Origin of the sequence: Variovorax sp. HW608, from assembly GCF_900090195.1 — a bacterium.
GTDB lineage: Bacteria > Pseudomonadota > Gammaproteobacteria > Burkholderiales > Burkholderiaceae_C > Variovorax.
In genome coordinates, this window is the sequence record NZ_LT607803.1 from 2,057,298 (window position 1) to 2,084,125 (window position 26,828).

Here is a 26,828-nt window from a genome sequence, read left to right on the forward strand (position 1 = left end):
GAGCGGTGATGCGGTCAGCGCGGCAGCCAGAGGCTGGGCGGCGGCGGGGAGGGGCGCGCCAGGCAGGTCGTTCCGTTGATATCGGCGGTGACGATCAGGACCCGCCCATGGCGGTCGGTCGCCACCATCTTTGCACCCTGCCGTGATTCGGCGTCGAGCGTGACCGGCCCTTCATCGAACAGCAGGTAGCCGTTCTGCCAGCAGCGGAGGTGAAAGGTGGCCGGTGCCTTCCTGCCCGCTGGCGGCTGCGCCGCCATGAGCTGGGATGCCACACGCTCGTCGCCACCGGCTGAAGCGACGCCTGCGGTCGCGCCGCGGGGCAACTGCAGCACCAGGGCGGTCACGGCGCCAAGGGCGGCGAGGGACAGCACTGCCAGGCGAGCACGTCGCTGCTTCCGACGATCGGGAAGAAAGTCACTTGGCTTGTACATGGAAGTTCTCCTGGGCGAGCGTGCCGCCGCTGGCTTTGTCGAAGGCTGCGCGGATCATGTCGAGCGTGACGCCGGGCAAGGGTTCGAAGTCGATGCCGACCAGGGCCGGGGGCAGTGACGGCATCACGTCGCGCGCCGTTGCGAAGCAGGAAACCGTCTCGGGCACGCCCTTCGCATTCATCGAGAGCCGGAAGCGCATCGGGCCGGGCAAGGTGAGCGGCTTGGCCGCAGCGATGCGCGAGTCCTGCGCGAACCGGTTGGGGAAGAAGCGTATGACCTTGGCGTCCTCGTCGCGCAGATAGCAGTAGACATGTGCGTCCTGCGATGGCGCAAGGGCGAGGCTGATCGACTCCCCGCGTGCAAACCGCGTCTGCCGGTTCGAGGCCGAGACCGACAGCTTCAGTGACGTCGCCGTCGGCGCGGGGGCGGCAGCAGCTGTTGGCGCGGGGGCTGGCGCCGCGGGTGCGTGGGCCGGTGCTGCCGGTGCAGGTGCGGGTGCGGGTGCTGCAGCCGTCGGCGATCCGATCGTGGTGGCCAGCGTGCCGGTCGGAACGTAGCGCGCCGGTTGCGGCGGCCGCTTGACCTTGCTGTGATCCGCGGCGAGGAAGGCACTGAAGAACTTCTCGTCGAGCACTGCCGCGTGGCTGAGGCCGAGCTGTTCGCGATAGTTCGAAATCGCCTCGTCGAGGGCAGGATTGAATTCCCCGTCGATCGGGCCGTCGTAGAAGCCGCGATGACGCAGCTGGTTCTGGAAGTAGGCGATCAGCTCGACGCGCGTCGCGGCCATTGCGCTGTACCAATCCAGCAGTTCGAGGCGCGTTTCATCATTCGCCTTCGGGTCGGAAACGCCCAGGCAGGACCAGTACGGGGTCTTGGTCAGCTTGCCGACGAGTTCCACCACCGCCAGTTCGACCAGCCCGCGCAGCGCCTGCGACTGGCCTTCCGAGCGTGCCAGGTTCATGCTGTAGTTGATGCCGAACTTGTGATACGCGGCATCGCCGTCGATGCCCTTGCCTTGCTTCATGATCACCACTGAATTGCGTGACGTGACGCCCGGCAGCACCCCCATGTCGCTGGTCGACATCACGCTCAGGTCGAGCGCCAGCATGCTGGTGGACGCGTCCTTTGCAACGCCGAGGTTGAAGTACGGGAAGTAGCCGACGCCCATGTCTTTCTGGTTCTTGATCAGGTTCTCGTCGAATTGCGAGACGGAGCCCTTGATGTCGTAGCGCGGAATCGCCTGGTAGACCGCCGTGGTCTGCGCCGCCGAGAGAAAGCTGACCACGTTCAATGTGTCCTTGCCGAACGCGACCAGACGCACCGCACGGCTGCGCCGCGACATGTCCGACACCGCCGAGATCAGCATGTCGCGCGTTCCGGCGTTCAGCTTCTTCGTCTCGTCGTTGATTTCCTCGGTCAGCATCGTGATGTCGTGCACGCCGTAGTCGAGCATCAGCGTGTCCATGCAGCGCAGCGGCTGCGAAAAGCCCGTGATCGAACGCTGGGGCCGTTGCTCGGGACCGACGCGCATATCCGCGGTCTGCTCGATCGTTGGCTGCTTGACCTCGAGCGCCTGGCAACCCGCGAGTGCTGCGAGTGCGGCGAGCGCCAGGAAGCGCATCATGCGGCGCGGTTTCATGACATCTCCGATGTGAGGGATTCGGGCTCACCGGCAACTGCCGCGGCCGACGATGTTGATGGCATTGGGTGCGAACACGAACACCTCGCGCGGAGCGGCTCCGACGCGCCCGCCGGTGTCGATGTTGCCGATGCTCTGGCTGCCGCAGGCGCCTTGGTTCTGATCCTGCGATTTCCCTTGTTCTTCAGCCCTGCGCTCCTGTGCGCCGATGCGGACCTTCTCCTTCGCGATCTTGGCGCGGAACCGCGAATCGACGTCCAGCAGTTCCTGCCCCGCGAATGCATTGGCGCAGGCGCCCAGCGTGACGGCGACAAGGACGATGCGGGTGGTTCGAACGAGGCTTGCATTCATGGCGGGTCTCCTTGCTGGAAAGGCCGCCAGCGCCGGTGGCGCTGGCGGACGGGGACGAGAGTGCAGCGCTCGTCTTACTTGGCGACGCCAATGCTCTGGTCGGCGCTGGACAGGAAGCCGCTTGCGCTGTTGTGGGAGCCGTTGGCGATGATGGTCGCGTTTTCCAGCTTGCCGTCGCCTTGTGCGCCGCCGATCTGCTGGGTGGCCGAGGACAGGAAGCCGGATGCGGAGTTGCTTGCGTCATTGGCTTGCACGAACGAGTTGTTCACCACGCCGTTGCCCTTGGCGAAACCCACTTCCTGCGTGGCCGAGGCGAGGAAGCCCGACGCAGAGTTGTTCAGGTTCGTGCCCTGGATCGTGCTGCTGGTGATCTGACCCTTGCCTTCGGCGTGGCCTACGCTTTGCGTCGCCGATGACAGGAAGCCCGACGCGGAGTTGTTGGCGCCGTTGACGGTCACCGTGCTGTCTTGGATCTTCGAGTTCTGCTCCGACACGCCAATGTTCTGACGCGCCGAGGCCAGGAAGCCGGACGAGCTGTTGTTGGCGTTGGTCGACGTCACCGTAGAGTTGTCGATTTCGCCGGCCATCGCGCCACCGAAGGCGAAACCGATGGCGATGAGGATGGAAGCTTTGCGAACGATTTGCATGATGATCTCCAGAGAGTGATGACAGGGGTTGAGGTTGAGGTCGGGCTTGCCGGATGGCTCGCCTTCCCGCCCATGGGTTGCAGGGCTTCCGAATTCGGTTCAAGGAGATTTCGGGCGTACGGCGCACGGGGGTAGGATCGCCCGCGATGCCCGACAGTGCGCCGCCTGATCCGCCTCCAAAGCCGCCACGCCTGACGGGCTTGCGCGGCGTCTTCGACGCGCTGCGGAACTTCGGGCTGATGGGCCTCGGCACGCCCGGTGCGGGCGACTACGAAAGCTTCACGGCCAGTGACGGCCACGTGGTTCCCGTGTGGATGCTCGGCGGCGGGTCGCCGCTGATCCTGGTGCATGGGTTCGGATGCACGCACCGCGACTGGTTGCCGGTGGCCCGGCGCTTGGCGCGGCGCCACTGCGTGCTGTCCTGGGACGCACGCGGGCACGGCAGTTGCCGGTCGGTGAACGGCAGCATCACGCTGGCGCGCCTCGCGACCGACCTGGCCGAGGCACTCGACCACTTCGGGCTACAGCGTTCGATCCTGGTCGGGCACTCGATGGGCGCGCTGACGCTGATGCAGTACCTGCACCTGCATGGCACCCAGCGAGTCGCTGCGGTGGCGCTGGTCGATCAGTCGCCCTGCATCGTGACGGACGACAGCTGGCGCCTCGGGCTGTTCGGCGGCTGCAGCGCGGCGATGCTGTCCGGGCTGATTGCCGGCGCGCGCCAGGATCTGGCCGGCACACTGCTGAACGAGGTCGGCGCGCTTGCAGGCGCCTGGGTGCAGCGCCAGCTGAGTGTCGAAGCAGCGCTCGGACGGCTGCTGCGCCGCCGACTGGGACGCATCGATGTCAGGCCGCTGCTCGACCTCGCCGAATCGATGGCGCAGGCCGACTTCCGCGCTTCGCTGTCGCGCCTCGACGCGCCGCTGCTCGTCGTGCTCGGGGCGCGCAGCCCGCACTACGCCGGCGTGCCGCTCGATGCCTGGTATCGCGACACGGTGAAGCACGCGCAGATTTCGATCTTCCCGCGTGCCGGCCATTCGCCGCATGTCAGCGAGTCGCTGCGCTTCGCCAGCGAGCTCGAGCGCTTCATCGAGGACCATGCATGAGCGGTGATCCGGCTCAGCCGCAGCGTCCCTTGTCGTTCGATTTGAAGCAGAAGTCGGCGGTCAGGCTCGAGGACTCCCAGGGCACCTGCACGCGGCCGGTGTCTTCGGCCACGCCGATACGCACCCGCTTGAAGAGCTGCTCGATCTGCAGCCCTGGCATCGACATGTTGACCAGCAGGTGACGCACATAGACGCTGTGCTCGCTGTTGGCGCTGTCGAGCGCCACGCCGTTCGGCGCCGTCGAGAAGGCCACGAGCGTGCCCACGGGCGCATCGAGCGTCGCCAGCCCACCCGGCGTCGCGCCGCGGAATTTCAGGCGCCGTCCGTCGGGGCCCACGATGACGCCACCGGCGAACGGGTTCACCCGGCAGGCGTCGAGCACCACGATGTTGGCGCCGGTTCCGATGGCACTGAGCCGGTCGACGAACTCGCCGACGTCCGCGGTTTGCCGCTGGATGTCCTCTTCGGACTGGGGATCGGCATCGATCGGCACCAGGTAGTTGCGACCCCTCACCTGGACCCCGTGACCGGCATAGAACAACACGCGAACCGCCGCCTTCGGCGCACGAACCGAAAACTCGCGCAGCGATTCGATCAGGTCCGGCAGCCGCGTGTTCTGGCGCAGGGTCACGTCGTAGCCGAGGCCTCGGAGCACCGCCGCCACGGCGCTGGCGTCGCCCGGCGGGTTCTTCAGGGGCGCAGTGCGGTAGGCGCCGTTGCCGATCACCAGGGCGATGCGCGAGCCGGCGCTGTTGAGATCGGCCGCCGCGCTCATTGGAGTACCTTCGCGCAGCGGCGCTTCGGTATTCGCCTTCGGAACGGCCGGGCGGCTGATTGGAGTACCTTCGCGCAGCGGCGCTTCGGTATTCGCCTTCGGAACGGCCGGGCGGCTCATGGCGGGACCGAAGGGCAGCGCTGCGGCACCCAACGCGCCGCGCAGCAGCAGACGACGGGTCAGCAGTGTGGCCATGTCGGCTACTCCCGGGGCGGCACGCCAGGTGCGAGCGCGGCGGCCTGAACGATCGGGGCGGCCTTGACCTGGGCGAGCGCCGCCGCTTCGCTTCCGGCCGGTACACGCAGGTAGTAGTCGCCGAGCTGGCCAGGGCCACCGGCCAGTTCGCCATGCACCTGGACCACCAGCATGCGGATGTCGGTCTCCCTGGCGTCCGGCGCGAAGCTGATCTTCAGCATCGGGCCCTCGTTGACTTGAACCGCGTGCAGCGCGCGGATCTCGTCGGCGCTGTCGCGGGCGTCGCCGAGCAGGGACATGATCACGCCACCTTGCACGACCATGACCGCCAGCGCGGCCAACGCATAGCTCGGGCGCATGCCGAAGTTGCCGAAAAAGGCGCTGATGCGCTCGGCCAGGGTCGGGCGGTCGCCCTGGATCAGGCGCATGGTGCGGGCCAGGCCGATCGTTGCCGGCACGGCCGGGGCGTTTTCCTGCACCCGCGCCTGCAGCGAGCGATACCAGTCCAACTCGCTGCGGGCCTCGGGGTGCTGTTCGATGTAGGCCTCGACCCAGGCGCGGTCTTCGGCGCCCAGCGAGCCGTTGGCGTACCAGGGAAGTAGTTCTTCGAAGCGTTCTTTCATGATGTCGTGCTCCCGGGACATGCCCGTGTCGGCTCTGGGTTGCGCGAGATCGCCCTCCGGTTCAAATTTAATTTTCGCGCGATGGCCAGGTGCGCCGAAGCCTCAGGATGCGAGAGCGCCTCTGGCGTCAGGGGCACCGCCCTCACTGCGCAGCAGCGCCTGCAGGCAATTCTTGATCTTCTGGCGGGCGTGGAAAAGGCGCGTCTTGACGGTGCCCTCGGGACAGTTCTGCACCTCTGCCACCTCAGCCAGGCTCATGCCCTCGTAGAACACCAGGTGCAGGCACTCGCGATGTTCGTCCGACAGCTTGCCCATGCAAAGTTGCACGCCTTCGCGCCGTTGCTTGCCGGCCAGCTCCGCATAGCCGTCCGGCGTGTCGGAGGCGGCGGTCTCGGCGATGTCTTCGAGATCTCCATGCACCTCGTCGGGGCGGCGCGCGCGATAGACCATCAGCGCCTTCCTGCGCGCGATTCCGATCAGCCACGTGGAGAACTGCGAATCGCCGCGAAAGCGCTCCGGGTGGCGCCAGACCTCGTAAAAGGAGTCCGCCAGGACTTCCTCGGCTCGTGCGTGGTCGCCCAGCATGTTGAGCACATACGCGTACACCTTGCGGCTGAACGCCTTGTAGAGCTGACGAAACGCTGCCTGGTCTTCGCGGCCGATGCGTGCCAGCAGCTGGTTGACCTCGTCGTTGTCCATGCGGGCGGGGCGGTGCAGTGACGGTAACGAAATATAAGGTTTCTGCCCGATCAGGTCGATTCGCCCAAGTCTTTGACCGAGATCACAGCGCCTTGGGACGGGGGGCGCCACACTGTCGAGGCATATTGGGGTTCCAGCCATGAGCGAGCCGCGCAACCGGGTCATTCAGGTCAGCCGCTTCGGCGGTCCCGACGGCTTGGAGGTGGTGCAAGCCTCCATGCCGACCGCCGGCCCCGGCGAAGTGCGGGTTCGCGTGCTCGCCTCGGGCCTGGAGTACACGGATGTACTGATCCGGCGCCACCTCTACCCACAGACTTCACGCCTTCGGCCACCGTTCGCACTGGGATATGACCTCGTCGGAGAGGTCGACCAGCTCGGCGACGGCGTCGCCGGAATCCAGCTTGGCGAGCGCGTGGCGGACATGACGGTCGTCGGGTCCAACGCCGCGTATCGCACGCTTCGGGCCCGTGACCTGACTCGGGTGCCCGCGGGCCTCGACGCCGCGGAGGCGGCGACGCTGGTCCTGAGCTGGACGACCGCCTACCAGCTCCTGCACCGCGCGGCCCGGGTCCAGCGAGGCCAGCGCGTGCTCGTGCATGGCGCTGCCGGTGCCGTTGGCCAGGCGCTGCTTGTCCTGGGGAAGCTCGCGGGCGTCGAGCTTTGGGGCGCCGCACGCGGCGAGCATGCGGCACTGATCCGGGAACTGGGTGCCACGCCGATCGACTACGAGCGCGAAGACTTCACGCAGGTGCTGCCGGGCGGCTTCGACGTGGTGCTGGATGGCATCGGCGAGGACGGCTATCGCAGGTCATTCGCCGCGCTCGCCCCCGGGGGATTCCTCTGTGCCTATGGCTACTCGGCGGGAGTCCAGGCGCAGCGGGGCATGCTTGCCCTGTTGACGTGGATCGCGCGCCTGTATCTCTGGAGCTGGCTGCCCGGCAGCAAGCGCGCCGCTTTCTATTCGATCAACGTGATGCGCGCACGGCATCCCCTCTGGTTCCGCGAAGACCTGGCGCGGCTTTTCGAATTGCTGGCAACGCGCGCCATCCATCCTCGCGTCGCCGAGCGTATCTCCTTCGAACAGGTTGCCGATGCGCACCGCCGTCTCGAGGCGGGGGGCCTGGAGGGCAAGCTCGTGCTATGCCCGACCTGAGACTGCTTCGAGGACATCCCTCGCTGCCATGCAAGCAGTCAAGGTGCCGCTCCTTGCGCAAGGCTTTCGAGCCAGCGCCGTTCTGAAATGACCGCAATCGCGTGTCCGGCCTGCCGCAGCGCCAGCGCGTCCTTGATCGTCTTTCCGTCGGGTGTCTGGGCCCAGTTCGGCGACACCTTGGACCCGATGACCAGGTAGCGGACATCCCTGCTGACTGCCCGCACGGGCCAGCCGCCGACCCGCTCCAGAAGCCGCTCGCATGCAGCCTTCGTTCCATGGAGAAACTCGCCCGCCAGGCAGACCAGCGAATCGCGCAGCGTGATCTCGATCTCGTCGTCCAACGGAAGCGCCAGTTCAGCCGAGCCTTTCTTACCGTCCGCCGCGAAATCTCCTCGCGCCAACTGGCTGAGTGTCGTCAGCAGATAGGCGCGCTCTTCTTCGCTGACATGCCCATCCGCCATGACAGTCTCGATCGCGCTGCGGATCGCACTGCCAGGCCAGACGCGCGCGAGGCTGGAGTTCTCGGCAAGCCACGCGCCGAGAAACTCGATCTCGAGATCATCCAGGTCGCCATCCGCCACCATGGCCTCCACGATGCCCAACAGTTGTTCGATCGCCTGTCGCGTGGATGGGTCTGCGGTCATGGCTTGGCTCCGGAGGATTGCAAGTCTGAATCGGTTGCAATGTATCAGCTCGAGCGGGAATGCGGACTTGAAAGCGAAAGGAACCATGTTCAAGTTGGCGAGCGCAATGCTCGTGTGTCTCGTCGTGGCCGGCTGCGCGAGTGGCCCGTCACGGGGCTATTCGTATTCGGTGTGTTCAATGCAGCCAGGCACCTATGGGTGCCAGGTCGAGCAATACCAGAGGGTCGGCCTCTAGCGACCCGCTCAGGCCAGCCTTTCCCGATTCCTGAAGGGCCACCCGGTGAGGCCGACCTCCGAGCATCTCATCGCGCGGAGCACGTCGGCCGCACGGCCTTCGGCAACCAGCCTTTCAGCGGTCTTGTAGTCCAGCGGAACGATCGGCTCGGTGCGATACCAGCGCATCGCCCGCGCGATGTCGCCCCCACTGGCATCGCGCGCGGCGTTCAGGATTTGGTGACTGGGTGGAAGGTCGTTCGACATGGTCTTGATCTCTGTCGCCCAGTGTGCCTCGGACGCGAGCCGATCGGACAGCCGATGCCTCATCAATTCGGAGGAGGGGCGATCCGGATCGGGGCGTCGTTGTGCGCGTGCTCCGCCTCCGACACGAAAGCGAGGCCGCGTCCGTCGCGACGCCGGCCATGCCCGGCCTGAAGCTTGGTTCGTTCGATCCAAAGGAGATCAATCATGCAACTCGCGATGATTGGCCTCGGCCGAATGGGAGCCAGCATGGTGCGGCGGCTTCTGGCGAAAGGCCACGAGTGCGTCGTCCACGACATGCAGGCGGCGGCGGTGGCGGCGTTGCAGAACGAGGGCGCGAAGGGCGCCGCGTCGCTCGCCGAACTGGCAGCGAAGATGGAGCGTCCGCGCGCCGTCTGGCTGATGGTGCCGGCGGCGGCTGTGGACGCCGGGCTCGAACAGCTGATGCCGCATCTCGATGCGGGGGACATCGTCATCGACGGGGGCAATTCCTACTACCGCGACGACATCCGGCGCGCCGAGCTGCTCCGCGGATCGGGCCTTCACTACATCGACGTCGGCACCAGCGGCGGCATCGCCGGCCAGGGGCGCGGCTATTGCCTGATGATCGGCGGCGCGGCCGACGTGGTCGAGCGCCTGAGGCCGATCTTCGCCGCGTTGGCGCCGGGCGTCGACGCGGCGCCGCGAACGCCCGGCCGCTCGGGCGAGCCGGCGCCGGCCGAACAGGGCTTCCTGCATTGCGGCCCGAACGGCGCCGGCCACTTCGTCAAGATGGTCCACAACGGCATCGAATACGGGCTCATGGCTGCGTATGCGGAGGGCCTCGGCGTCCTCAGGAACGCCAACGTCGGCACGCGCGACCGCAGCGTCGACGCCGAGACGACACCACTGCGCCACCCTGAGTTCTATCAGTACGACCTGAAGCTGCCCGAGATCGCCGAGCTCTGGCGGCGGGGCAGCGTGATCGGCTCGTGGCTGCTCGACCTGACGGCGAACGCCTTGCAGAAGGACGCCGAGCTCGCGGCCTACAGCGGCCGCGTCTCCGATTCGGGCGAGGGCCGCTGGACCGTCGAAGCGGCGATCGACGAGGCGGTGCCGACACCCGTGCTGAGCGCGGCGCTCTACCAGCGCTTCACGTCCCGCGGCGAGGCCGGCTTCGCCAACCAGGTGCTCTCGGCGATGCGCAACGAGTTCGGGGGGCACGTCGAGAAAAGATTCGGACCGGAGACGACATGAATGTCGACGCCGAATCGGTCATCGCCGAATTCCGCGCCCGCGGCATCGACGATGCCGCGCTTGCCGAGCGGCTGCAGCGGGAAGGCGCCGATGCCTTCGCCAAGTCGTGGAAGAGCCTGCTCGACGGGATTGCCGACAAGACGGCCTCGACCACGCCGCCCATCGCCTGAACGAATCGAGGCCTTCCCATGACAGCGACGACGCTGGATCAGCTATGCATCGACACGCTGCGCTTCCTCGCGGTCGACATGGTGCAGCAGGCCAACAGCGGCCACCCCGGGCTGCCGCTCGGCGCCGCGCCGATGGCCTACGTGTTGTGGACGCGTTACATGAAGCACAACCCCTCGAACCCGCAGTGGCCCGACCGCGACCGCTTCGTGCTCTCGGCCGGGCATGGCTCGGCGCTGCTTTATGCCCTGCTGCACGTGACCGGCTACGAGCTGTCGATCGACGACATCAAGCGCTTTCGGCAGTGGGGCAGCAAGGCGCCGGGGCACCCGGAGCGCGGCCACACGGCGGGCGTCGAAGTCACCACCGGCCCGCTCGGCCAGGGCTTCGCCAACGCGGTCGGCATGGCCATCGCCGAGGCGCAGCTGGCAGCACGTTACAACCAGGGCGGCCACCGGATCGTCGACCACCGCACCTGGGCGATCGCCAGCGACGGCGACCTGATGGAAGGCGTCGCTTCCGAGGCGGCGTCGCTGGCGGGCCACCTGAAGCTCGGCAAGCTGGTCTGCCTCTACGACGACAACTCGGTCACGCTTTCTGCCGGCACCGACATGACCTTCACCGAGGATCGCGCCGGGCGCTTCGAGGCCTACGGCTGGCAGGTGCTGAGCGTCGATGACGGCAACGAGCTGCAGGCGATCGACGCGGCGCTCGCCACGGCCTGCGCCGACGCGACGAGGCCGTCGCTGATCCTCGTTCGCACCCACCTCGGCTTCGGCTCGCCCGAGCAGGACAGCTTCAAGGCGCACGGTTCGCCGCTCGGCGTCGCCGACGTCAAGAAGACCAAGGAGACGCTCGGCTGGCCGGTCGAGCCGCCGTTTCTGGTGCCCGCGCCCGCGCTGGCCCGGTTCCGCGAAGCGCTGGGGGCCGGCGCGGCTGCGGAGGCCGACTGGAACGCGCGCATGGCGGCGTATGGGCAGGCGCTTCCCGAGCTGGCGCTCGAACTGCAGCGGCGCCTGCAGGGCGAGTTGCCGGGCGGCTGGGACGCCGACGTCCCGGTGTTCGCCGCCGATGCCAAGGGCATGGCGACCCGCGTGGCCGGCGGCAAGGTGCTCAACGCCCTGGCGCCGAAGCTGCCGGCGCTCATGGGCGGCTCGGCCGACCTCGATCCGTCGACGCACACCGCGATGAAGGGGCAGGGCGACTTCAACCCGCCGCTGGCCCCGAACAAGGACAGCGAGGGCTCCGGCGGCGGCGGCTGGAGTCATGCGGGCCGCAACATCCACTTCGGTGTTCGCGAGCACGCGATGGGCGCGATCGTCAACGGTCTGGCGGCGCACGGCGGCTTCATCGGCTACGGCTCGACCTTCCTGATCTTTTCCGACTACATGCGGCCGCCGATCCGCCTGGCCGCACTCATGGGCCTGCACGTCGTCCACGTCTTCACGCACGACAGCCTGGCCTTGGGCGAGGACGGACCGACGCACCAGCCGGTCGAGCAACTCGCCAGCCTGCGCGCGATCCCTCGCCTGACGCTGCTGCGCCCGGCCGATGCCAACGAGACCGCGATCGCGTGGAAGATCGCGGTCGAGGCGCGCGACCGGCCGGTGCTGCTGGCGCTGACGCGGCAGGACGTCGCCACGCTCGACCGTGGCCGGTACGCGGGCGCCGAAGGCGTGCGGCGAGGCGCCTACGTCCTCTGCGACGCCGGCCCGGCGCTGCCATCGCTGATCCTGATGGCCAGCGGCTCCGAGGTCGGCCTCATCCTCGCTGCCGCCGACCGCCTCGGCGCCGAAGGCGTGGCGGTGCGCTGCGTGTCGATGCCGAGCTGGGATCTGTTCGAAATGCAGCCCCAGGGCTATCGCGACGAGGTGCTCCCGCCGCAGGTCACGGCCCGCCTCGCAGTGGAACTCGGCGTGCGCCAAGGCTGGGATCGCTATGTCGGCCTGCGCGGCGACATGCTCGGTGTCGACCGATACGGTGCGTCGGCGCCGGCGGGGGTGCTGCTCGAGAAGTACGGCTTCACGGTCGACAGGGTCGTCGCGCGAGCCAAGGCGCTTCTCGCAGCCTGAAAGTGCCGTTTGCCAGGACCGGCCCCCGGGGGCTGCCTGCGGGAGCAGCCCTAGCACGCCTTGACACGTTGCGGATGTAGATTGTCGAATTCGGCGGAACCGACGAAGGAGACAAGACCATGTTGAAGAAGGCAACAGGGGCCGGGCGCACGGACGAGCGTCTGGGCGAAGTGGTTCGGATGATCGAGGACAAGGTGGGCGATGCCGCCGCTGCGCAGCAGCTGGGCGTCTTCGTGCGGCAGTACTTCGGGCAGGTCGACCCGGAGGACCTGGCCGAACGCCAGCCGGCCGACCTGTACGGCGCAGCGCTGTCGCACTGGAATTTCGCGCGCAAGCGGGAGCCGGGCAAGATCAAGGTGCGCGTGTTCAATCCGAACATCTCGGAGCACGGCTGGCAGTCGACCCACACGATCGTCGAAATCGTCAATGACGACATGCCCTTCCTGGTCGACTCGGTGACCATGGAGGTCAACCGCCATGGCCTGACGCTGCACCTGATCATCCACCCGCTCATCGGCGTGAAGCGCGACGCGCAGGGGCAGCTCGTGGAGGTCGGTGCTGCCGATGCGCCGCGCGAATCCTTCATCCACGTGGAAGTCGACCGCATGGCCGATGCCGCGCAGTTCGAGGCGCTGGCCGCGGACCTGTCGCGCGTGCTGGGCGACGTTCGCGAGGCCGTTGCCGACTGGCAGAAGATGCAGCAGCGCGTGCTGGACATCGTCGCGCAGCTCGAGACGCAGTCCCTGCCCGTTCCGGCCCAGGAGCTCGCCGAGGACCTTGCCTTCCTGCGCTGGCTGGCCGCCGGGAACTTCACCTTCCTCGGCCATCGCAGCCACGACCTCGTGAGCCGGAACGGCGAGGACACGCTCAAGGCGGTACCGGACTCGGGTCTGGGCGTCCTGCGCGAGGCGGTCAAGGATCCGGCCGCCGCGTTCGCGGCGCTGCCGGCGCAGGTGCGCGCGCAGGCACGGCTGCCCAATCTGCTGATCATCACGAAGTCGACCTCGCGCTCGACCGTGCATCGGCCAGGCTACCTCGACTACATCGGCGTGAAGCGCTTCGATGCCAAGGGCCAGGTCACGGGCGAGGACCGCTTCCTCGGCCTTTTCACGCACACCGCCTACAGCGCGAGTCCGCTGGACATCCCGCTGCTGCGCAAGAAGGTCGCCGACGTGCTCGCGCGCGCGGACCTGCCGCCCGCGAGCCACTCGGGCAAGGCGCTCGTGAACATCCTGGAGACCTATCCGCGCGATGAGCTCTTCCAGACCGGTGGCGACGAACTGCTGGCCACCGCGATGGGCGTGCTGCACCTCGAGGAGCGGCAGCGCTTTCGCCTCTTCGTGCGGCGCGAGCCCTACGAGCGCTTCGTCGTGTGCATGATCTATGCACCGCGCGAGAACTACACCACGGCCCTGCGGCAGAAGTGGCAGGTCATCCTGGAGCAGGTCTTCAATGGCGCGGGCTCCGAGTTCAACGTGCACCTGTCCGAATCGATGCTCGCGCGCATCCAGATCACGGTGCGCACCCGCCCCGGGGGCATTCCGCCCTACGACGTGCGCGAGCTCGAGCAGCGCCTGGTGGCCGCCGCGCGCCGCTGGGAGGACGAACTGAAGTCGGCCCTTGTCGAGGCGACCGGCGAGGCGCGCGGCAATGCGCTGCTGCGTCAGTACGGCAATGCCTTCCCGGCCGGCTACCGCGACGAGTTCGCGGCGCGCATGGCGGTGCACGACATCGAGCTCATCGAGCAACTCGGCGACACGCGGCCGCTCGGCATGAACCTGTACAAGCCGCTCGAAGCCGCGCCCGGCATGCTGCGCTTCAAGCTGGTCGTGCGCGGCGCGCCGCTGGTGCTGTCGAGCAGCCTGCCGATGATGGAGCATCTGGGCATGCGGGTGCTGGACGAGCATCCGCACCGCATCGCGGCGCACGACGGCGCCGTCATGTGGGTGCACGACTTCGGCCTCGCCAGTGCCGTGGGCGAGGCCGACCCCGACGTCGACGCGCTGCGCCCGGTGTTCGAGGAAGCCTTCGGCGCCGTCTACATGGGCGGCGTCGAGAACGACGACTTCAACCGCCTGGTGCTGGCGGCGCGCCTGCCGGCGTATGACATCGTGGTGCTGCGCGCCTATGCGAAGTACATGAAGCAGATCGGCTTCGCGCTGTCGCAGGCTTTCATCGAGGCCACGCTGGTGAGCAATGCCGCCATCGCGCGCGAGCTCGTGGCGCTGTTCCGCCTCAGATTCGATCCCGCGCCGGAGTCGGCCGACCCGGCGGCCGTGCTCGCCAAGGTGGCCGAGATCGAGGCCGCGCTGGAGCAGGTGTCCAACCTGTCGGAAGACCGCGTGCTGCGCCGCTACCTGGACCTGGTCCTGGCCACCACGCGCACCAACTTCTGGCGCCGCGATGCGGCCGGCGAGCGGCGCCGGTTCCTGTCCTTCAAGTTCGATTCGAGCAAGGTGCCGGAGCTGCCCGCACCCAAGCCGATGTTCGAGATCTTCGTCTATTCCACCCGCTTCGAGGGCGTGCACCTGCGCGGAGGGCGCGTGGCGCGCGGCGGCCTTCGCTGGTCCGACCGGCCGGAGGACTTCCGCACCGAGGTGCTGGGCCTGGTGAAGGCGCAGATGGTGAAGAACACCGTGATCGTGCCGGTGGGCTCCAAGGGCGGCTTCGTGCTCAAGCGCGCGCCGTCGCCGGCCGACCGCGATGCCTTCATGAAGGAAGGCGTGGCCTGCTACCAGGACTACCTGCGCGGCCTGCTCGACATCACCGACAACCGGGCGGGCGGCGCGATCGTGCCGCCGGTGGACGTGCGGCGCCACGACGAGGACGACCCTTACCTCGTGGTCGCGGCCGACAAGGGCACGGCCACCTTCAGCGACTATGCGAACGGCATCAGCGCCGAATACGGCTTCTGGCTCGGCGATGCCTTCGCCTCCGGCGGCTCTGTGGGCTACGACCACAAGGTCATGGGCATCACGGCGCGCGGCGCCTGGGAGTCGGTCAAGCGGCATTTCCGCGAGCTGGGCATCGACACGCAGAGCCAGGACTTCACCGTGGCCGGCATCGGCGACATGTCGGGCGACGTGTTCGGCAACGGCATGCTGCTGTCGCGCCACATCCGGCTCGTGGCCGCCTTCGACCACCGCCACATCTTCCTCGACCCGTCGCCCGATGCCGAGAAGTCCTTCGTCGAGCGCGAACGCATGTTCAGGCTGCCGCGCTCCTCGTGGGCCGATTACGAAACGAGCCTGATCTCCGAAGGCGGCGGCATCCATCCGCGCGCGGCCAAGTCGATCGCGCTGACGCCCGAGGTGAAGACCGCTTTAGGGATCGGCGCCGGAGTGGATGCGCTGACGCCGACCGAGCTCGTCAACGCGATCCTCAAGGCGCCGGTGCAGCTCATCTACAACGGCGGCATCGGCACCTATGTGAAGGCCAGCCACGAGAGCCATGCGCAGGTGGGCGATCGCGCCAACGATGCCTTGCGCGTCGACGGCCGCGAGCTGCGATGCAAGGTCTTCGCCGAGGGCGGCAACCTCGGCTGCACCCAGCTCGGACGCATCGAGTTCGCGCGCGCCGGCGGGCGGATCAACACCGACGCCATCGACAACTCGGCCGGCGTGGACACCTCCGACCATGAGGTCAACATCAAGATCCTGCTGGGACTGCCGGTGGCCGAAGGCGAGCTCACCGAGAAGCAGCGCAACACGCTGCTGCCCGAGATGACGGACGAAGTGGCCGAACTCGTGCTGCGCGACAACGTCTTCCAGACGCAGATCCTGTCGGTCACCAACCGCGTTGCGCCGCAGCTGCTCGATGCGCAGGCGCGCTTCATGCAGTTCCTCGAGAAATCGCAACGCCTGAACCGCGCCATCGAGTTCCTGCCGACCGACGAGGCCATCGCCGAGCGCCGCGCGGCCGGCCAGGGCCTCGCGACGCCGGAAGCCGCGGTGCTGCTGGCCTACAGCAAGATCTGGCTCTACGACGAGCTGCTCGGATCGCCGCTGCCGGACGACCCGTGGGTGGCCACTGCGCTGGAGCGCTACTTCCCGACCTTGCTGCGCCAGCGCTTCGCGGGCTGGATGCCCCGGCATCCGCTGCGGCGGGAGATCATCGCGACCCATGTGACGAACAGCACCATCAATCGGGTGGGCAGCACCCTGGTCCACCGGCTCGTGGAGACCACGGGCGCGCGGCCCTTCGAAGTGGTGCGCGCCTATCTGCTCAGCCGCGAGATCTTCGGCATGGTGCCGCTGTGGGCGGCGGCCAATGCGCTGGACAACAAGGTCGAAGACGCGGTCCAGAGCCGGCTGCTGATCGATGTCAGCCGCCAGATCGAACGCGCCACCAAGTGGTTCCTGCGATCGCCGCGACTGGCCGAGGACATGCAGTCCACCATCGACCGCTTCAGGCCCAACGTCGAGGCCTTGTCGGCGCGTCTGCCGAAGTTGCTCGATGCCGACGAGCGCGGCCGCAACGAGGCGGCGGTCGCCCAGTACCTCGCGGGCGGCGTACCGCGCGAACTGGCCGAGCGGGTGGTGGCCTTCGATTCGCTCAATGCCGCGCTCGACATCGCGGAGCTGGCCGGCAGCGCGCGCTGGCCGGTGGAACTCGCGGCCGCCATCTACTTCGACCTGGCCAACCGCCTGGGCCTGCCCTGGCTGCGCGACCGCATCGCGGCGCTGGCGGGCGATGCGCATTGGCAGATGCTGGCCAAGGGTGCGATGCTGGACGACCTGTCGGGGCTGCAGCGCTCGATCACGGCCTCGGTGCTGGCGGGCCACCGCGAAGAGGAGGGCGAATCGCCCGACACCGTGGTGGACGCGTGGCAGGCGACCAATGGCCGCACGCTGGAGCGCGCCGCCCAGCTCATGACCGAACTGCGTGCGGTGGCGGCACCGGACGCCGCCATGCTGTCGGTGGCCTTGCGAGAGTTGCGGGCGCTGGCGTAGAAACCGGCATTGGAACTGGATAATGTCGTCGCACTGTTCTCCATCGCGCCGGAATGAAAATGCGCCGGCGCAACATCGAAGACGCACATGTCCGTTGACCGCCAGTCGCATCCCTCAGCCGGCCCGGCCCGGGTCGGCCCGTCCGCGCGGGGCCTGAAGAATCTCGCCGCGCGGATCTGCCCGCCGGGCCGCGTGTCGCCGTGAGCTGGATCACCGTCATCTGGTCCATGATCGCGGCGGCGTGTCTCACGTTCGCCGGGGTGCTCCTGCCGGTCTGGGTCAGGGATCGCACGGCGTGGCCCTACTTCTTCTTTTCGCTCATGGCCGTGGCGACCACGGGCTTCGTGTTCTGCGACCTGTGGATGATCCATGCGCAGACGCCCGAAGAATTCGGCACTGCACTGAGGTGGGTCCATGTGCCGGTATGGCTCTTGCTCGTGTCGCTCGTCCCCTTCGTGCGCGTGTACCTGAACGCGGGCCGCCCGTGGCTCGCATGGGGGGGGATCGGGCTGCGCACCATCTCGCTGCTGCTCGATTTCACGACGGGACAGAATCTCAACTACAAGGCGGTCACGGAACTTCGACGCATTCCGTTCCTCGGCGAATCCGTCTCGGTGCCGGTGGGCGTGCCGAACCCGTGGATGCTGGTCGGGCAGCTCGGCGCGCTCCTGGTTCTGATCTATGTGGCCGACGCCAGCCTCACCGCCTGGCGTCGCGGCAACAGGCGTACCGCGCTCAGGGTCGGAGGCATGCTTGCCGTGATGCTGATCGCTGCCTTGGTACAGGCCGCGCTCCTGTTCTGGGGCGTCATCGAGGCGCCTGTCACGATCAAGCTGTTCTATGCCGGCTTCATCGTCCTGATCGGGTACGAGGTGAGTCGAGAAGTGCTCCGGTCGTCGCAGCTCGTTCACGAGTTGCGCGAAAGCGAACAGCGAATGAATCTCGCCGCCGATGCCGCGAACCTGGGGATCTGGGTCCGGGAATTCGCTCGCAGCGACTTCTGGGCCAGCGACAAGTGGCGCGAGCTGTTCGGCTTTGCTCCCACGGAAGCGCTGGACCAGGAACGCCTGCTGATGAGACTGCATCCCGATGATCGCGATGCCGTCCGGCAGACGCTGGCGAAGGCGGCAGTGGATGGCGGCGAGTACGCATCGGAATTCCGCCTGATGCTGCCGGACGGCCGGATCCGCTGGATTGCGGCGCAGGGCCGGGTCGACCTCGATACTGGTCACCGGCCGATCCGCATGCGCGGCGTCTGCAGCGATTGCAGCGCGCGCAAACAGGCCGAGCAGGAGCTGCTGCAGCTGCAGCACGACATCGTCCACGCGGGGCGGGTCTCGGTGATGGGCCAGTTCGCCTCGGCCCTGGCGCACGAGATCAACCAGCCGCTCGGTGCGATCCTGCGCAATGCGGAGGCGGCGTCGATCCTGCTGCAGGCGCCCTCGCCGGACCTGGACGAGATCCGCGCGATCGTCGCCGACATCCTCGCCGACGACCAACGTGCCGGTGCGGTCATCGACCGCATGCGCGCGCTGCTCAGGCGCCGCCACATCGACATGCAGCCGCTCGACGTGGGCGAGCTCCTCGGCGACGTTGCGGCGCTCTCGCGTCCCGACGCCGCGGCCAGGCAGGTGAGCCTGGCGCTGGAGATCGCGGACGACGTGCCGCCGGTGCTTGGCGACCGTGTGCATCTTCAGCAGGTCTTGCTCAACCTGATCTCCAATGGCATGGACTCGATCGACGAGGCGGGCAGAAAGGTCCGGCGCATCGCCGTGACCGCCGTGCCCGCCGTGCGCGATGGGGCGCGGGCGGTCGAGATCGCCGTGAGCGACAACGGCCTGGGCATCCCCGCCGAACGACTCGAGCAGGTCTTCGGATCGTTCTTCACCACCAAGCCGACCGGAATGGGCATGGGCCTGTCGATCTCGCGCACCCTCGTGGAGACGCATGGCGGCCGATTGTGGGCCGAGAATCTCGACGGGGGCGGGGCGAGGCTTCGCTTCACGCTGCCGGTTGCGATGGAGGTTGCCGCGGCATGAACGCCGCCCGGCCGCCCGAAGGCGCTCGCACCGCAGTGCGGAGCACGGAGGTTACCCAATGAACGTGACCCTACCCACGGTCCACCTTGTCGACGACGATGTGTCGTTCCTCACGGCCACGTCGCGACTGCTGCGGGCCAGCGGCTTCGCGGTGAAGACCTTCCTGTGTGCGAGCGATTTTCTCGCGCAGAACACCGCCGACGCGCCGGGCTGCGTGGTGGCCGATCTGCAGATGCCCGGTTTGAACGGACTCGATCTGCAATCGGCGCTCGTCCGGACGTCCAATCCGATGCCGCTGCTCTTTCTGACCGGCCAGGGCGATATCGCCTCGACCGTGCGGGCGATGCGCGGCGGCGCGGAGGATTTCCTCGAAAAGCGCGCACCCATGGAGCAACTGCTCGACGCGGTGCGGCGCGCCCTGGCGCGCGACGCGCAGGAACGCGAGGCGAGGGCCCAGCGGCGTGCGCTGCGCGAGCGCTTCGATGCGCTCTCGGCGCGCGAGCGCGAAGTGCTCTCCCATGTCCTGCGGGGGCGGCTCAACAAGCAGATGGCCAGCGACCTCGGCATCACGGAGCGCACCGTGAAGTTGCACCGCACGGCCATCATGGCCAAGCTGGGAGTGCGATCCGTCGCGGCACTTGCGCAACTCACCCAGGAGGCAGGCGTTCAGACCGCCAACCCGCTCACCTTCCCTTAGGGGCAGTAGACGACCGGCGCCGGGACGCCGACAGTGCCCGCACTGATCTCCGATGAGCACCAACACCCCCATCCATGTCGCCGTCATCGACGACGATGAAAGCCTTTGCCGATCGCTTGGACGGCTGCTGCGCGCGACCGGCATACAGCCGATCACCTATGCGTCGGCAGAGGCGTTCCTCGCGGATACGAAGCAGCCCCGGTTCGATTGCCTGGTGCTCGATGTACAGCTCGGCGGCATGTCCGGCATCGCACTCGCCCAGCGCCTGGTCGCGCAAGGCGGGCACTCTCCATTCATCTTCATCACCGCGCACGACGATCCCGAGACGCGCGCCAGCGCGCATGCCACGGGCTGCGCGGCCTACTTTCGCAAGAGCGATTCCGGCGCTCAGGTTCTCGATGCCATTCGCCGCCTGACGGCGACCTGATTGCCGCAAGGCAGGCTATCGACAAGGGCGCCCTGGCGCACCTTCCCCTTCGGGAAGTAGACGGCGAACACCCCGAAACCCACAATGGATTCGCATGAGCAGCACTGCTTTCGGCGTTTGACAGGGAGAGCGCATGCCGAAACTAATCCTGATGGAGCACCCCGGCAAGACCAAGCAGGTCTCGCTGAAGGCACACGAAACGAAGATCGGGCGCGCCTCGATCAACGACCTCGTCATCGACGTGAGCCAGGTGAGCCGCGTGCATGCGTCCATCACGGTCGGGCCGGCGTTCGTGACCCTGAAGGATCTCGGCAGCCGCAACGGCACGTTCCTGAACGGCGTCAAGGTCGGATCCGAGCAGGTTCTGGCGAACGGCGACAGCATCAGGATCGGCGAGTGCGAGATGCGCTTTCTTGCCGTCGACCAGGAATACAGCCAGATAGACGCGTTGCGCCTCCTGACGGTCCCGGGTCTGTTGATCGACATCGATGGACCGGCGACCCCCCTGGGTGGCCAGAAGCGCTGACTGTGCAGGGTGCGCGTCCTGTGCAGACATTCGAAGAACTGCGTTGCAGCGGGCCGGATCTCGCGCCCTACGCGCTCGGCGAACCGATCCACGTCTACGACCGGATCGCTCATCTGGGAACTCTCGATCCCGTTCATGTGACCCATGGTGGGACCAACGTTCACATCACCCGGTTCGTCGCTACGCAATTCGTCAAGAGCGGGAAGCGGAACTTCGATCCCTTGGTGCTTCTCGAGGCCATCTCCTTCATCTCCGAGCGCTTCGTCGCCGTTCAGACGGTCAGCTTTTCCCTCGGAAGCGAAGTCGCATCCTACGAGGACGGCATGAAGATCGCCTCCGCGCGCTCGGCACTGCTGCAGCGCATCGGAGCGCACGGCGTCACGATCAGCCCACAGTCGGATTCGGTGGCGCCGGGCAACTTCGTGGTCCGGGGCGTGTGGGCCTACAACGAGCGCAATCTGGCGGCGCTCGGCCGGTGTCTCGAGCGCGAGCGGGAGATCTACCGTGACTGCGAACTGTCCGCTGGACGTGGAACAGCCCCGCGAAGCCTGCGCAGCCGGCTGCGTCGATGGCTGGCGCGAGACGGCGATTCCTGAACCAGGCGGGCGGGTCTTCGCACCAGTGCTCAGCGTCCCTCGGAAGACGGCCATTTCGCCATCAGGGCGTTGGAGGGTCGGTTTTCGTCCAGCAGCTTGCGCGCCGTCTCCACGCCCGCCACCGGCAGGCCCTCCGGGTTCAGCTTGCCGATCTGCACCAACACGCTGGCCTGGTCCCAGTAGATGTGCTCGTGGTAGAGCTTGTCACCGCGGAATTTCACGATCGCCACCAGCGGAATCTCCACCCGCCGTCCCGTGGGCGGAATGCCGGGCAGCATCCAGTCGATCTCGCAGGTGTGGGTGAAGCAGAAAAGAAGTTCGTCCACGATCTGGCTGGCGCCGATGGTGCGGGACAGCGGAATCAGCGTGGTGTCCGGCGGGTTGGCATCGACGAAGTGGTGCCGGTAGAAGCGCGCCAGCATGGTGTGGCCGACGCCGCCGGTCATGGTCGGGATGTGGTTCACGTAGGGCTCGGGCACCATGGTGGCCATGGTGGCGTCCACGTCGCGGGTGGCGAACTCGTACTCGCAGTGCTTGTCCCACAGCGCCGACAGGTCGTAGTGCGGCCCGAGCACGCGCCGGAACGCGGCGATGCTGCGCTGGTGCGCCATCAGCGCCGCAGGCTTGTCGTAGTGCGCGCCGTCCACGCGCGCGAAGGCGTGGTCCACGCCGGGGTAGACGTACAGTTCCACGCCGGCGCGCCCGCCCAGCGCCTTCAGGATGGCCTCGCGTGCTTCGGGCGGGCAGAAGCCGTCCTTCTCGGCGATGTGGAGCACCAGGGGCTTGCCGTTCAGCCGGTCGGCTTCGCCCAGTGCCTGCTCGATGCCCACGCCGTAGTAGCCGATCGCGACGTCGGCGTCCGTGCGACAGGCCGCCAGGTAGGCCAGCTTGCCGCCCAGGCAGAAGCCCAGCACGCCGGCGCCGCCGGCGAACTCGGGGCAGGCGCGCAGCGCGCCCAGCGCGGCCTGGATGTCGTGTACGCCACGGGCCTCGTCGAAGCCCTGGTAGAGCGCCAGGGCGCGGTCGAACTGGCTTTCGTCGAGCTCGACACCGGGCTCCTGGCGCCAGAACAGGTCGGGCACCAGCACCACGTAGCCTTCCTCGGCGTAGTAGTCGGCCACCTGGCGCATGGTCTTGTTGACACCGAAGATCTCCTGGGCGAGGACGATTCCGGGCCCCTTGCCGCCGGCGGGGACGGCGAGGTAGGCGCCGAATTCACCGCTGCCGTCGCTGGCGCGCACGCGCAGGGTTCGGGAACTGGTTCGAGGGGTGGTCATGTTCTTGAGTCTCCTTGAGGTGCCACGGTGGTATAGCGGCCTTCCGCATACAGCAGTGGCGGCTGGTTGCCGGGGTGCATCTGGATGGCCTTGATCTCGCCGATCATCACGGCATGGCTGTGGGCGACCATCATCTCGTCGACGACGCAGTCGAAGCCGACCAGCGCATCGCGCAGAATCGGCGCACCGGTGGCCATCGTGTCCCAGCGATGATCTTCGAAGAGCTCGCCCGTGCCCGGGCCGGCGCCGCCGAAGCGCTGCGCCAGATCGGTGTGGGACTGGCCCAGCAGGTTGATGCTCATGCGGCGGCTGTCGGCGATGAAGCGGAAGGTGCTGCCCTTGAGGTTGATGCAGGCCAGCAGGCGTGCCGGCTCCGCCGACAGCGAGGTGACGGCCGTTGCCGTGAGGCCGGTCAGGCGCTGGCCGTCGGTGGTGGCGACGATGCAGACGGCGCCGGCCAGGCGCCGCATCGCCAGCTTGAAATCGGCCGGCGGCAGGCAGGCGGTGCGCCGCAGCGCCTGCAGCGGCGGCAGCGCGATCGGATCAGCGTGTGTCATGCTGCCACCTGCGCGAGGTAGGCCTCGGCCTTGTCCGGAGCCATGAAGAAGTTGGCGAAGTCCGTCGGGTCGTTGAAGCCATTGACGATGCGGCGCGCCACGCTCGGCGAGCCGGCCGCCGCGCCCAGCAGTTGCAGCACATGAAGGGGCGGCGGCTGCAGCATGGCGTTGGTCCAGCCGGTCACGTGGCTGCCGTAGCCGGCCCAGAAGCGCTCGAAGGTGTCCTGCATGAACGCGGCGTCGAAGGCCGCGTTGCCGTGCGCCAGGATCGCCTTCTCCACCGCGTGGGCGAACTTGGCCGCGTTATTGGAGCCCTGGCCGGTGATCGGGTCGTTCAGCATCACGGCGTCGGCCATGCCCATCACGACGCGCCCGCTGGGCAGCCTGCCCACCGGACGACGCACCGTGGGCGCAAAGGCGCCGCAAAGGATGCCATTGGCGTCGGTCAGCTCCACCTGCGTGCAGCGCTGCGCCTCCCAGGGCAGGAAGCGGCGCAGCATCTCCAGCGAGCGCGCCAGGTGCTCGGAGGGGGTCCGGACGTCGCGCCAGCAGTCCATCGGCCCGCCCGGCAGGCCTTCGAACACCATGATCTCGCACGGTCCGCTGTTGGTGAGCGCCGGGAAGACGAAGTATTCGCCGACGCCGGGCATCAGGTTGAAGTTGACGGCGCTGTGCTCCTCGCGCGGGCGCATGCCGTGCACGTAGGTCAGCGCCAGGGCGCGCTGCGGCTTGTCGTAGGGGCTGCGCGCCGCGTCGCGCTCGAACATCCTCGCGATCTCGCCCTTGCCGGCGGCGACGATCACCAGGTCGTGTTCCAGCGTCCATTGCTCCAGGTCGTCGATGCCGGCGTCCCGGATCACGAGCCGACCGCCTCGCTTGGCGAACTCGGCCATCCAGCCCGGCACTTTCACGCGCTGGTCCACCGACTGGGCGATGCCGTCGAGACGATGGCTCCAGTGCAGCGCCTTGACGCCGGCCTGCTCGGGATGCGGCACGGTGAAGGAGATGCCTTCGACCGGCGGGCAGTCCTTCTCCCAGAAGGCGATGCCGCGCTCGCGCTCGTGCTGCAGGCTGTCGTGGAACATGCACTGGCTGGACATCACCTTGCCGTTCCGGATGTCCTCCGGGGTGCGGTTTGAAACGACGGTGACGCCATAGCCCTTGGCCTGCAGGCCCAAGGCGAGTTGCAGTCCGGACTGGCCGGCGCCGACGACGAGGATGTTGCGCATGCTGTTGTCTCCTGGTGGGTTTGCGGGATGGGTCAGGCCATCAGCCTGGGGATGGCCGGCTCGAAGGATTCGGGGCCCATGGCCGAGTAGCCGCCGTCGACGGCGTAGTCCGCGCCGGTCACGAAGCTGGCGTGGTCCGAGCACAGGAACAGCACCACCTGCGCCACTTCCTCGGGGTCGCCGACGCGGCGCAGCATGTGGAAGGGCGCGGCCACGCGGTCGGTCTTCGCGCGGTCGCCGCCGGTGAGCTGGTTCATGATGGCCGACCAGGTCCAGCCCGGCGAGACACTGTTGACGCGCACCTTCTCGGGCGCGAGGTCCATCGCCATGTTGCGCGTCAGCTGCACCAGCGCGGCCTTGCTGACCGGGTAGAGCCAGCGGCCCGTTTGCGCGACCCTGGAGGAGATGCTGGTGAAGTTGACCACCGCGCCGCCGCCGGCCTGGCGCATGTGGGGCAGGGCGGCCTTGAGCATCATCACGGCGCTGGCCACGTTGACGTCGAGCGCCGCCAACCAGTCGGCGCGCCCGGAGGCCAGGCCCTCGTCCACGTAGCTGCAGGCCAGGTTGACCAGGAAATCGAGCCGCCCGAAGCGCGCCGCCGTCTCGTCGGCACAGCGCTGTACCTGTGCGTCGTCGGTGATGTCGGTGGCGCGGAACCACACGCCTTCGCCGCACCCGGCCGCCACCCGGGCGCCGCCCGCGGCGTCGATGTCGGCCAGCGTCACCTTGACGCCCGCTTCGTGCAGCGCGCGCACCACGGCGGCGCCGATCAACGTGGCGCCGCCGGTCACGATGGCTGCCTTGCCGGATAAACCCTTGAACATGCTGTTGTCTCCTGGTTGTCTTTGACGTGGAACAAAGATAGGCGCTGGCGCGGCGGCGCGGCATCCGCCAGGCGCAGCCAACATCCCGAAAACGCAGCAATTTGCGCCGCGCGGGCAGAGTGGGGGGCGGCCCCGGGGGAGCCCGGTTGCGCAGTAGCGGGCGCTGCGTCAGCATTGGCCTCGCGATGGACCCGATCGAGACCGAACCCCTGCCGCTTTCGCGCCACGTCCTGTTCCACACCCGCGATGTGGACCAGGCGCGCGAGAGCGTGGCGCGCGTGTTCTGCCCGCATGCGCTGAATCCCTGCCACGCGGGCGAACTGCTCGATGCGCGCCACCACAGCGCGCCGCTGGGCGAGGGCTGCAGCCTGAATTACGTGCAATACGGCGCAGCGGTCGATATCGACCCGGGGCACCTGGGGACCTTCTACTTGCTGCAGATCCCGGTGCGCGGTGGCGCCACGGTCTGGTGCGGCGGCCGGGAGCTTCGCTCCGACACCGGCGTGGCCTCGCTGCCGTCGCCCAGCGAGCCATTGCACATGCGCTGGGCAGCCGACAGCCCGCAACTGATCGTCCAGCTGTCGCAGGCGGCCGTGGCCCGCCAATTCGAGCAATTGGCCCAGCAGGAACCGCGCGGGTCGCTGGTGTTCGAGCCCGGCGTGGACCTGAACGCGACGCCCGTGGCCGGAATCGCCGCCTTCGTGCGCTACCTTTGCAGCACGCTGGATGCGGACCCGGGGTTCTCCGGCTCGGTGCTCGCCCGGCAGGCAGAGGCCTACCTGATCTCCTCCCTGCTGTTGCAGTTGCCGCACAACCACAGGGCGTTGCTGGATGCCGGCCGACGTCCGCTGCTGCCGCGCGTGGTTCGCCGCACCCAGGACTACATGCGTGCAAATGCCGCAGAGCCCCTGACGCTGGCGGATCTGTGCAGCCACGTCGGCGTGAGCGCACGCAGCCTGCAGCAGGCCTTCCTGAACGCCACCGGCGAGAGCCCGATGAGCCACTGGCGCGGCCTGCGGCTGGAACTGGTGCGCCAGGCGCTGCGGGCCGCCGAGCCGGGCTCCGGCAGCGATACCGTGGCGCGCATCGCCGAGCACTACGGCTTCTTCCATGCTGGCCATTTCGCCGCCCACTACCGGCGCCGCTTCGGCGAGCGGCCCGGCCAGACGCTGCGTCTCTTCGGCGGATAGCCACCGGGCCAAGGGCGCGATGGCCGCCGGCGCGTGGCACACTGCGTGCGATGAGTACCGTCCACCGCTTCAACGTGTTCGGCCGCATCTACTCCGTCGAGCGCACGGCCTCCCGCTGGGTTGCGTTCCTCCACGGCACGGACGGCAAGCGCAGCCCTGCGGGCTTCGTGGTGCCCGACTTCATCCCCGACGATGAGCTGGAGCAGTATCTGTACGACCTGTTCCACGAAAACGCCACGCCGACCAACGGCGACGTGCGCCGTCTCGTCTGATGCGTGCGGCGACGCTTTGCGATATC

General features: G+C 67.9%; 26 protein-coding genes. 13 read left to right on the plus strand and 13 right to left on the minus strand.

Translation table 11 applies throughout. The annotated features are described in order from the left end of the window. Positions 1-14: 14 nt before the first annotated feature. The 4 genes from VAR608DRAFT_RS09530 to VAR608DRAFT_RS09545 all read right to left on the minus strand — a co-directional run bounded on the left by VAR608DRAFT_RS09530 (position 15) and on the right by VAR608DRAFT_RS09545 (position 3,068). Positions 15-431, minus strand: a complete 417-nt coding sequence (locus VAR608DRAFT_RS09530) for a hypothetical protein (protein ID WP_088953850.1) — start codon at positions 429-431, stop codon at positions 15-17. Next, positions 415-2,070, minus strand: coding sequence for a DUF4384 domain-containing protein (locus VAR608DRAFT_RS09535; RefSeq protein ID WP_157730770.1), 1,656 nt, complete (start codon positions 2,068-2,070; stop codon positions 415-417). Before VAR608DRAFT_RS09535 ends, VAR608DRAFT_RS09530 begins: the two co-directional genes overlap by 17 nt. Before the next feature lie 27 nt (positions 2,071-2,097). Next, positions 2,098-2,421, minus strand: coding sequence for a hypothetical protein (locus VAR608DRAFT_RS09540; protein ID WP_088953852.1), 324 nt, complete (start codon positions 2,419-2,421; stop codon positions 2,098-2,100). A gap of 74 nt (positions 2,422-2,495) precedes the next feature. Continuing rightward, positions 2,496-3,068, minus strand: a complete 573-nt coding sequence (locus VAR608DRAFT_RS09545) for a hypothetical protein (protein WP_088953853.1) — start codon at positions 3,066-3,068, stop codon at positions 2,496-2,498. 146 nt (positions 3,069-3,214) lie between these two features. Between VAR608DRAFT_RS09545 and VAR608DRAFT_RS09550 the strand changes: the two genes are divergently transcribed. Beyond that, positions 3,215-4,174, plus strand: coding sequence for an alpha/beta fold hydrolase (locus tag VAR608DRAFT_RS09550; protein ID WP_157730772.1), 960 nt, complete (start codon positions 3,215-3,217; stop codon positions 4,172-4,174). 13 nt (positions 4,175-4,187) lie between these two features. On the opposite strand, the gene VAR608DRAFT_RS09555 is transcribed toward VAR608DRAFT_RS09550, so the two are convergent. From VAR608DRAFT_RS09555 to VAR608DRAFT_RS09565, 3 genes are all read right to left on the minus strand, one after another. After that, positions 4,188-5,144 carry a caspase family protein gene (locus tag VAR608DRAFT_RS09555; RefSeq protein ID WP_088953855.1) on the minus strand — a complete coding sequence of 319 codons (957 nt, stop codon included), beginning with the start codon at positions 5,142-5,144 and terminating at the stop codon, positions 4,188-4,190. A 5-nt stretch (positions 5,145-5,149) separates the two neighbouring features. Then, on the minus strand, positions 5,150-5,767 hold the full coding sequence (locus VAR608DRAFT_RS09560; RefSeq protein ID WP_157730774.1) for an anti-sigma factor: 618 nt from the start codon (positions 5,765-5,767) through the stop codon (positions 5,150-5,152). A 102-nt stretch (positions 5,768-5,869) separates the two neighbouring features. Continuing rightward, positions 5,870-6,631: an RNA polymerase sigma factor gene (locus tag VAR608DRAFT_RS09565; protein WP_088958700.1), complete on the minus strand. Its 762-nt coding sequence runs from the start codon at positions 6,629-6,631 to the stop codon at positions 5,870-5,872. Here VAR608DRAFT_RS09565 and VAR608DRAFT_RS09570 point away from each other — a divergent pair. Beyond that, on the plus strand, positions 6,606-7,619 hold the full coding sequence (locus VAR608DRAFT_RS09570) for a medium chain dehydrogenase/reductase family protein (protein ID WP_088953857.1): 1,014 nt from the start codon (positions 6,606-6,608) through the stop codon (positions 7,617-7,619). The two genes, VAR608DRAFT_RS09565 and VAR608DRAFT_RS09570, sit on opposite strands and share 26 nt — an antisense overlap. Positions 7,620-7,657: 38 nt before the next feature. On the opposite strand, the gene VAR608DRAFT_RS09575 is transcribed toward VAR608DRAFT_RS09570, so the two are convergent. Both VAR608DRAFT_RS09575 and VAR608DRAFT_RS09580 read right to left on the minus strand, forming a co-directional pair. Continuing rightward, positions 7,658-8,263 carry a hypothetical protein gene (locus VAR608DRAFT_RS09575; RefSeq protein WP_088953858.1) on the minus strand — a complete coding sequence of 202 codons (606 nt, stop codon included), beginning with the start codon at positions 8,261-8,263 and terminating at the stop codon, positions 7,658-7,660. Positions 8,264-8,506: 243 nt separating this feature from the next. After that, entirely contained in the window at positions 8,507-8,743 is a 237-nt protein-coding gene (locus VAR608DRAFT_RS09580) for a hypothetical protein (protein WP_157730778.1), read from the minus strand. Positions 8,744-8,947: 204 nt separating this feature from the next. On the opposite strand from VAR608DRAFT_RS09580, the gene gnd reads away from it, so the two are divergent. From gnd to VAR608DRAFT_RS09620, 9 genes are all read left to right on the plus strand, one after another. Continuing rightward, positions 8,948-9,976 carry a phosphogluconate dehydrogenase (NAD(+)-dependent, decarboxylating) gene (gene gnd, locus VAR608DRAFT_RS09585; protein ID WP_088953860.1) on the plus strand — a complete coding sequence of 343 codons (1,029 nt, stop codon included), beginning with the start codon at positions 8,948-8,950 and terminating at the stop codon, positions 9,974-9,976. After that, positions 9,973-10,146 carry a hypothetical protein gene (locus tag VAR608DRAFT_RS36895; protein WP_157730780.1) on the plus strand — a complete coding sequence of 58 codons (174 nt, stop codon included), beginning with the start codon at positions 9,973-9,975 and terminating at the stop codon, positions 10,144-10,146. The genes gnd and VAR608DRAFT_RS36895 overlap by 4 nt, the downstream gene beginning before the upstream one ends. Before the next feature lie 18 nt (positions 10,147-10,164). Further along, complete coding sequence (gene tkt / locus VAR608DRAFT_RS09590; protein WP_088953861.1) at positions 10,165-12,216, plus strand: transketolase; 2,052 nt, start codon at positions 10,165-10,167, stop codon at positions 12,214-12,216. A gap of 119 nt (positions 12,217-12,335) precedes the next feature. After that, positions 12,336-17,168, plus strand: a complete 4,833-nt coding sequence (locus VAR608DRAFT_RS09595) for an NAD-glutamate dehydrogenase (protein ID WP_088953862.1) — start codon at positions 12,336-12,338, stop codon at positions 17,166-17,168. 200 nt (positions 17,169-17,368) lie between these two features. Next, on the plus strand, positions 17,369-19,207 hold the full coding sequence (locus tag VAR608DRAFT_RS09600) for an ATP-binding protein (RefSeq protein WP_088953863.1): 1,839 nt from the start codon (positions 17,369-17,371) through the stop codon (positions 19,205-19,207). 58 nt (positions 19,208-19,265) lie between these two features. After that, a complete protein-coding gene (locus VAR608DRAFT_RS09605) occupies positions 19,266-19,904 on the plus strand; it encodes a response regulator transcription factor (protein ID WP_088953864.1) in 639 nt (212 codons plus the stop codon). Positions 19,905-19,956: 52 nt separating this feature from the next. Then, complete coding sequence (locus VAR608DRAFT_RS09610) at positions 19,957-20,331, plus strand: response regulator transcription factor (protein WP_088953865.1); 375 nt, start codon at positions 19,957-19,959, stop codon at positions 20,329-20,331. Positions 20,332-20,464: 133 nt separating this feature from the next. Then, entirely contained in the window at positions 20,465-20,857 is a 393-nt protein-coding gene (locus tag VAR608DRAFT_RS09615; RefSeq protein WP_088953866.1) for an FHA domain-containing protein, read from the plus strand. Positions 20,858-20,859: 2 nt separating this feature from the next. Then, positions 20,860-21,453: a hypothetical protein gene (locus VAR608DRAFT_RS09620; protein WP_088953867.1), complete on the plus strand. Its 594-nt coding sequence runs from the start codon at positions 20,860-20,862 to the stop codon at positions 21,451-21,453. Between the two features lie 29 nt (positions 21,454-21,482). On the opposite strand, the gene VAR608DRAFT_RS09625 is transcribed toward VAR608DRAFT_RS09620, so the two are convergent. Genes VAR608DRAFT_RS09625 through VAR608DRAFT_RS09640 form a run of 4 tightly spaced genes read right to left on the minus strand, consistent with a single transcriptional unit; the run spans position 21,483 to position 25,340 of the window. After that, the gene (locus VAR608DRAFT_RS09625; protein ID WP_088953868.1) at positions 21,483-22,730 is read right to left on the minus strand and encodes a dienelactone hydrolase family protein; all 1,248 of its coding nucleotides are present in this window, start codon (positions 22,728-22,730) and stop codon (positions 21,483-21,485) included. Beyond that, positions 22,727-23,287, minus strand: coding sequence for a flavin reductase family protein (locus VAR608DRAFT_RS09630; protein ID WP_088953869.1), 561 nt, complete (start codon positions 23,285-23,287; stop codon positions 22,727-22,729). Before VAR608DRAFT_RS09630 ends, VAR608DRAFT_RS09625 begins: the two co-directional genes overlap by 4 nt. Continuing rightward, entirely contained in the window at positions 23,284-24,516 is a 1,233-nt protein-coding gene (locus VAR608DRAFT_RS09635) for a styrene monooxygenase/indole monooxygenase family protein (protein ID WP_088953870.1), read from the minus strand. Before VAR608DRAFT_RS09635 ends, VAR608DRAFT_RS09630 begins: the two co-directional genes overlap by 4 nt. 32 nt (positions 24,517-24,548) lie before the next feature. Further along, positions 24,549-25,340, minus strand: a complete 792-nt coding sequence (locus tag VAR608DRAFT_RS09640) for an SDR family oxidoreductase (RefSeq protein ID WP_088953871.1) — start codon at positions 25,338-25,340, stop codon at positions 24,549-24,551. A gap of 185 nt (positions 25,341-25,525) precedes the next feature. Here VAR608DRAFT_RS09640 and VAR608DRAFT_RS09645 point away from each other — a divergent pair, with 185 nt between their 5' ends. Next, a complete protein-coding gene (locus VAR608DRAFT_RS09645; RefSeq protein WP_088953872.1) occupies positions 25,526-26,530 on the plus strand; it encodes a helix-turn-helix domain-containing protein in 1,005 nt (334 codons plus the stop codon). A gap of 50 nt (positions 26,531-26,580) precedes the next feature. Continuing rightward, a complete protein-coding gene (locus VAR608DRAFT_RS09650) occupies positions 26,581-26,802 on the plus strand; it encodes a DUF7661 family protein (RefSeq protein WP_088953873.1) in 222 nt (73 codons plus the stop codon). Positions 26,803-26,828 lie beyond the last annotated feature (26 nt).

Bases quoted from the DNA above. Each gene is read 5' to 3' on its own strand.
- VAR608DRAFT_RS09530 (WP_088953850.1), bottom strand. From the start codon at position 431: ATGTACAAGCCAAGTGACTTTCTTCCCGATCGTCGGAAGCAGCGACGT.
- gnd (WP_088953860.1), top strand. From the start codon at position 8,948: ATGCAACTCGCGATGATTGGCCTCGGCCGAATGGGAGCCAGCATGGTG.
- VAR608DRAFT_RS09550 (WP_157730772.1), top strand. From the start codon at position 3,215: ATGCCCGACAGTGCGCCGCCTGATCCGCCTCCAAAGCCGCCACGCCTG.
- VAR608DRAFT_RS09635 (WP_088953870.1), bottom strand. From the start codon at position 24,516: ATGCGCAACATCCTCGTCGTCGGCGCCGGCCAGTCCGGACTGCAACTC.
- VAR608DRAFT_RS09535 (WP_157730770.1), bottom strand. From the start codon at position 2,070: ATGAAACCGCGCCGCATGATGCGCTTCCTGGCGCTCGCCGCACTCGCA.
- VAR608DRAFT_RS09545 (WP_088953853.1), bottom strand. From the start codon at position 3,068: ATGCAAATCGTTCGCAAAGCTTCCATCCTCATCGCCATCGGTTTCGCC.
- VAR608DRAFT_RS09595 (WP_088953862.1), top strand. From the start codon at position 12,336: ATGTTGAAGAAGGCAACAGGGGCCGGGCGCACGGACGAGCGTCTGGGC.
- VAR608DRAFT_RS09630 (WP_088953869.1), bottom strand. From the start codon at position 23,287: ATGACACACGCTGATCCGATCGCGCTGCCGCCGCTGCAGGCGCTGCGG.
- VAR608DRAFT_RS09570 (WP_088953857.1), top strand. From the start codon at position 6,606: ATGAGCGAGCCGCGCAACCGGGTCATTCAGGTCAGCCGCTTCGGCGGT.
- tkt (WP_088953861.1), top strand. From the start codon at position 10,165: ATGACAGCGACGACGCTGGATCAGCTATGCATCGACACGCTGCGCTTC.
- VAR608DRAFT_RS09575 (WP_088953858.1), bottom strand. From the start codon at position 8,263: ATGACCGCAGACCCATCCACGCGACAGGCGATCGAACAACTGTTGGGC.
- VAR608DRAFT_RS09605 (WP_088953864.1), top strand. From the start codon at position 19,266: ATGAACGTGACCCTACCCACGGTCCACCTTGTCGACGACGATGTGTCG.
- VAR608DRAFT_RS09560 (WP_157730774.1), bottom strand. From the start codon at position 5,767: ATGAAAGAACGCTTCGAAGAACTACTTCCCTGGTACGCCAACGGCTCG.
- VAR608DRAFT_RS09565 (WP_088958700.1), bottom strand. From the start codon at position 6,631: ATGACCCGGTTGCGCGGCTCGCTCATGGCTGGAACCCCAATATGCCTC.
- VAR608DRAFT_RS09625 (WP_088953868.1), bottom strand. From the start codon at position 22,730: ATGACCACCCCTCGAACCAGTTCCCGAACCCTGCGCGTGCGCGCCAGC.
- VAR608DRAFT_RS36895 (WP_157730780.1), top strand. From the start codon at position 9,973: ATGAATGTCGACGCCGAATCGGTCATCGCCGAATTCCGCGCCCGCGGC.
- VAR608DRAFT_RS09640 (WP_088953871.1), bottom strand. From the start codon at position 25,340: ATGTTCAAGGGTTTATCCGGCAAGGCAGCCATCGTGACCGGCGGCGCC.
- VAR608DRAFT_RS09610 (WP_088953865.1), top strand. From the start codon at position 19,957: ATGAGCACCAACACCCCCATCCATGTCGCCGTCATCGACGACGATGAA.
- VAR608DRAFT_RS09555 (WP_088953855.1), bottom strand. From the start codon at position 5,144: ATGGCCACACTGCTGACCCGTCGTCTGCTGCTGCGCGGCGCGTTGGGT.
- VAR608DRAFT_RS09645 (WP_088953872.1), top strand. From the start codon at position 25,526: ATGGACCCGATCGAGACCGAACCCCTGCCGCTTTCGCGCCACGTCCTG.
- VAR608DRAFT_RS09615 (WP_088953866.1), top strand. From the start codon at position 20,465: ATGCCGAAACTAATCCTGATGGAGCACCCCGGCAAGACCAAGCAGGTC.
- VAR608DRAFT_RS09580 (WP_157730778.1), bottom strand. From the start codon at position 8,743: ATGTCGAACGACCTTCCACCCAGTCACCAAATCCTGAACGCCGCGCGC.
- VAR608DRAFT_RS09540 (WP_088953852.1), bottom strand. From the start codon at position 2,421: ATGAATGCAAGCCTCGTTCGAACCACCCGCATCGTCCTTGTCGCCGTC.
- VAR608DRAFT_RS09650 (WP_088953873.1), top strand. From the start codon at position 26,581: ATGAGTACCGTCCACCGCTTCAACGTGTTCGGCCGCATCTACTCCGTC.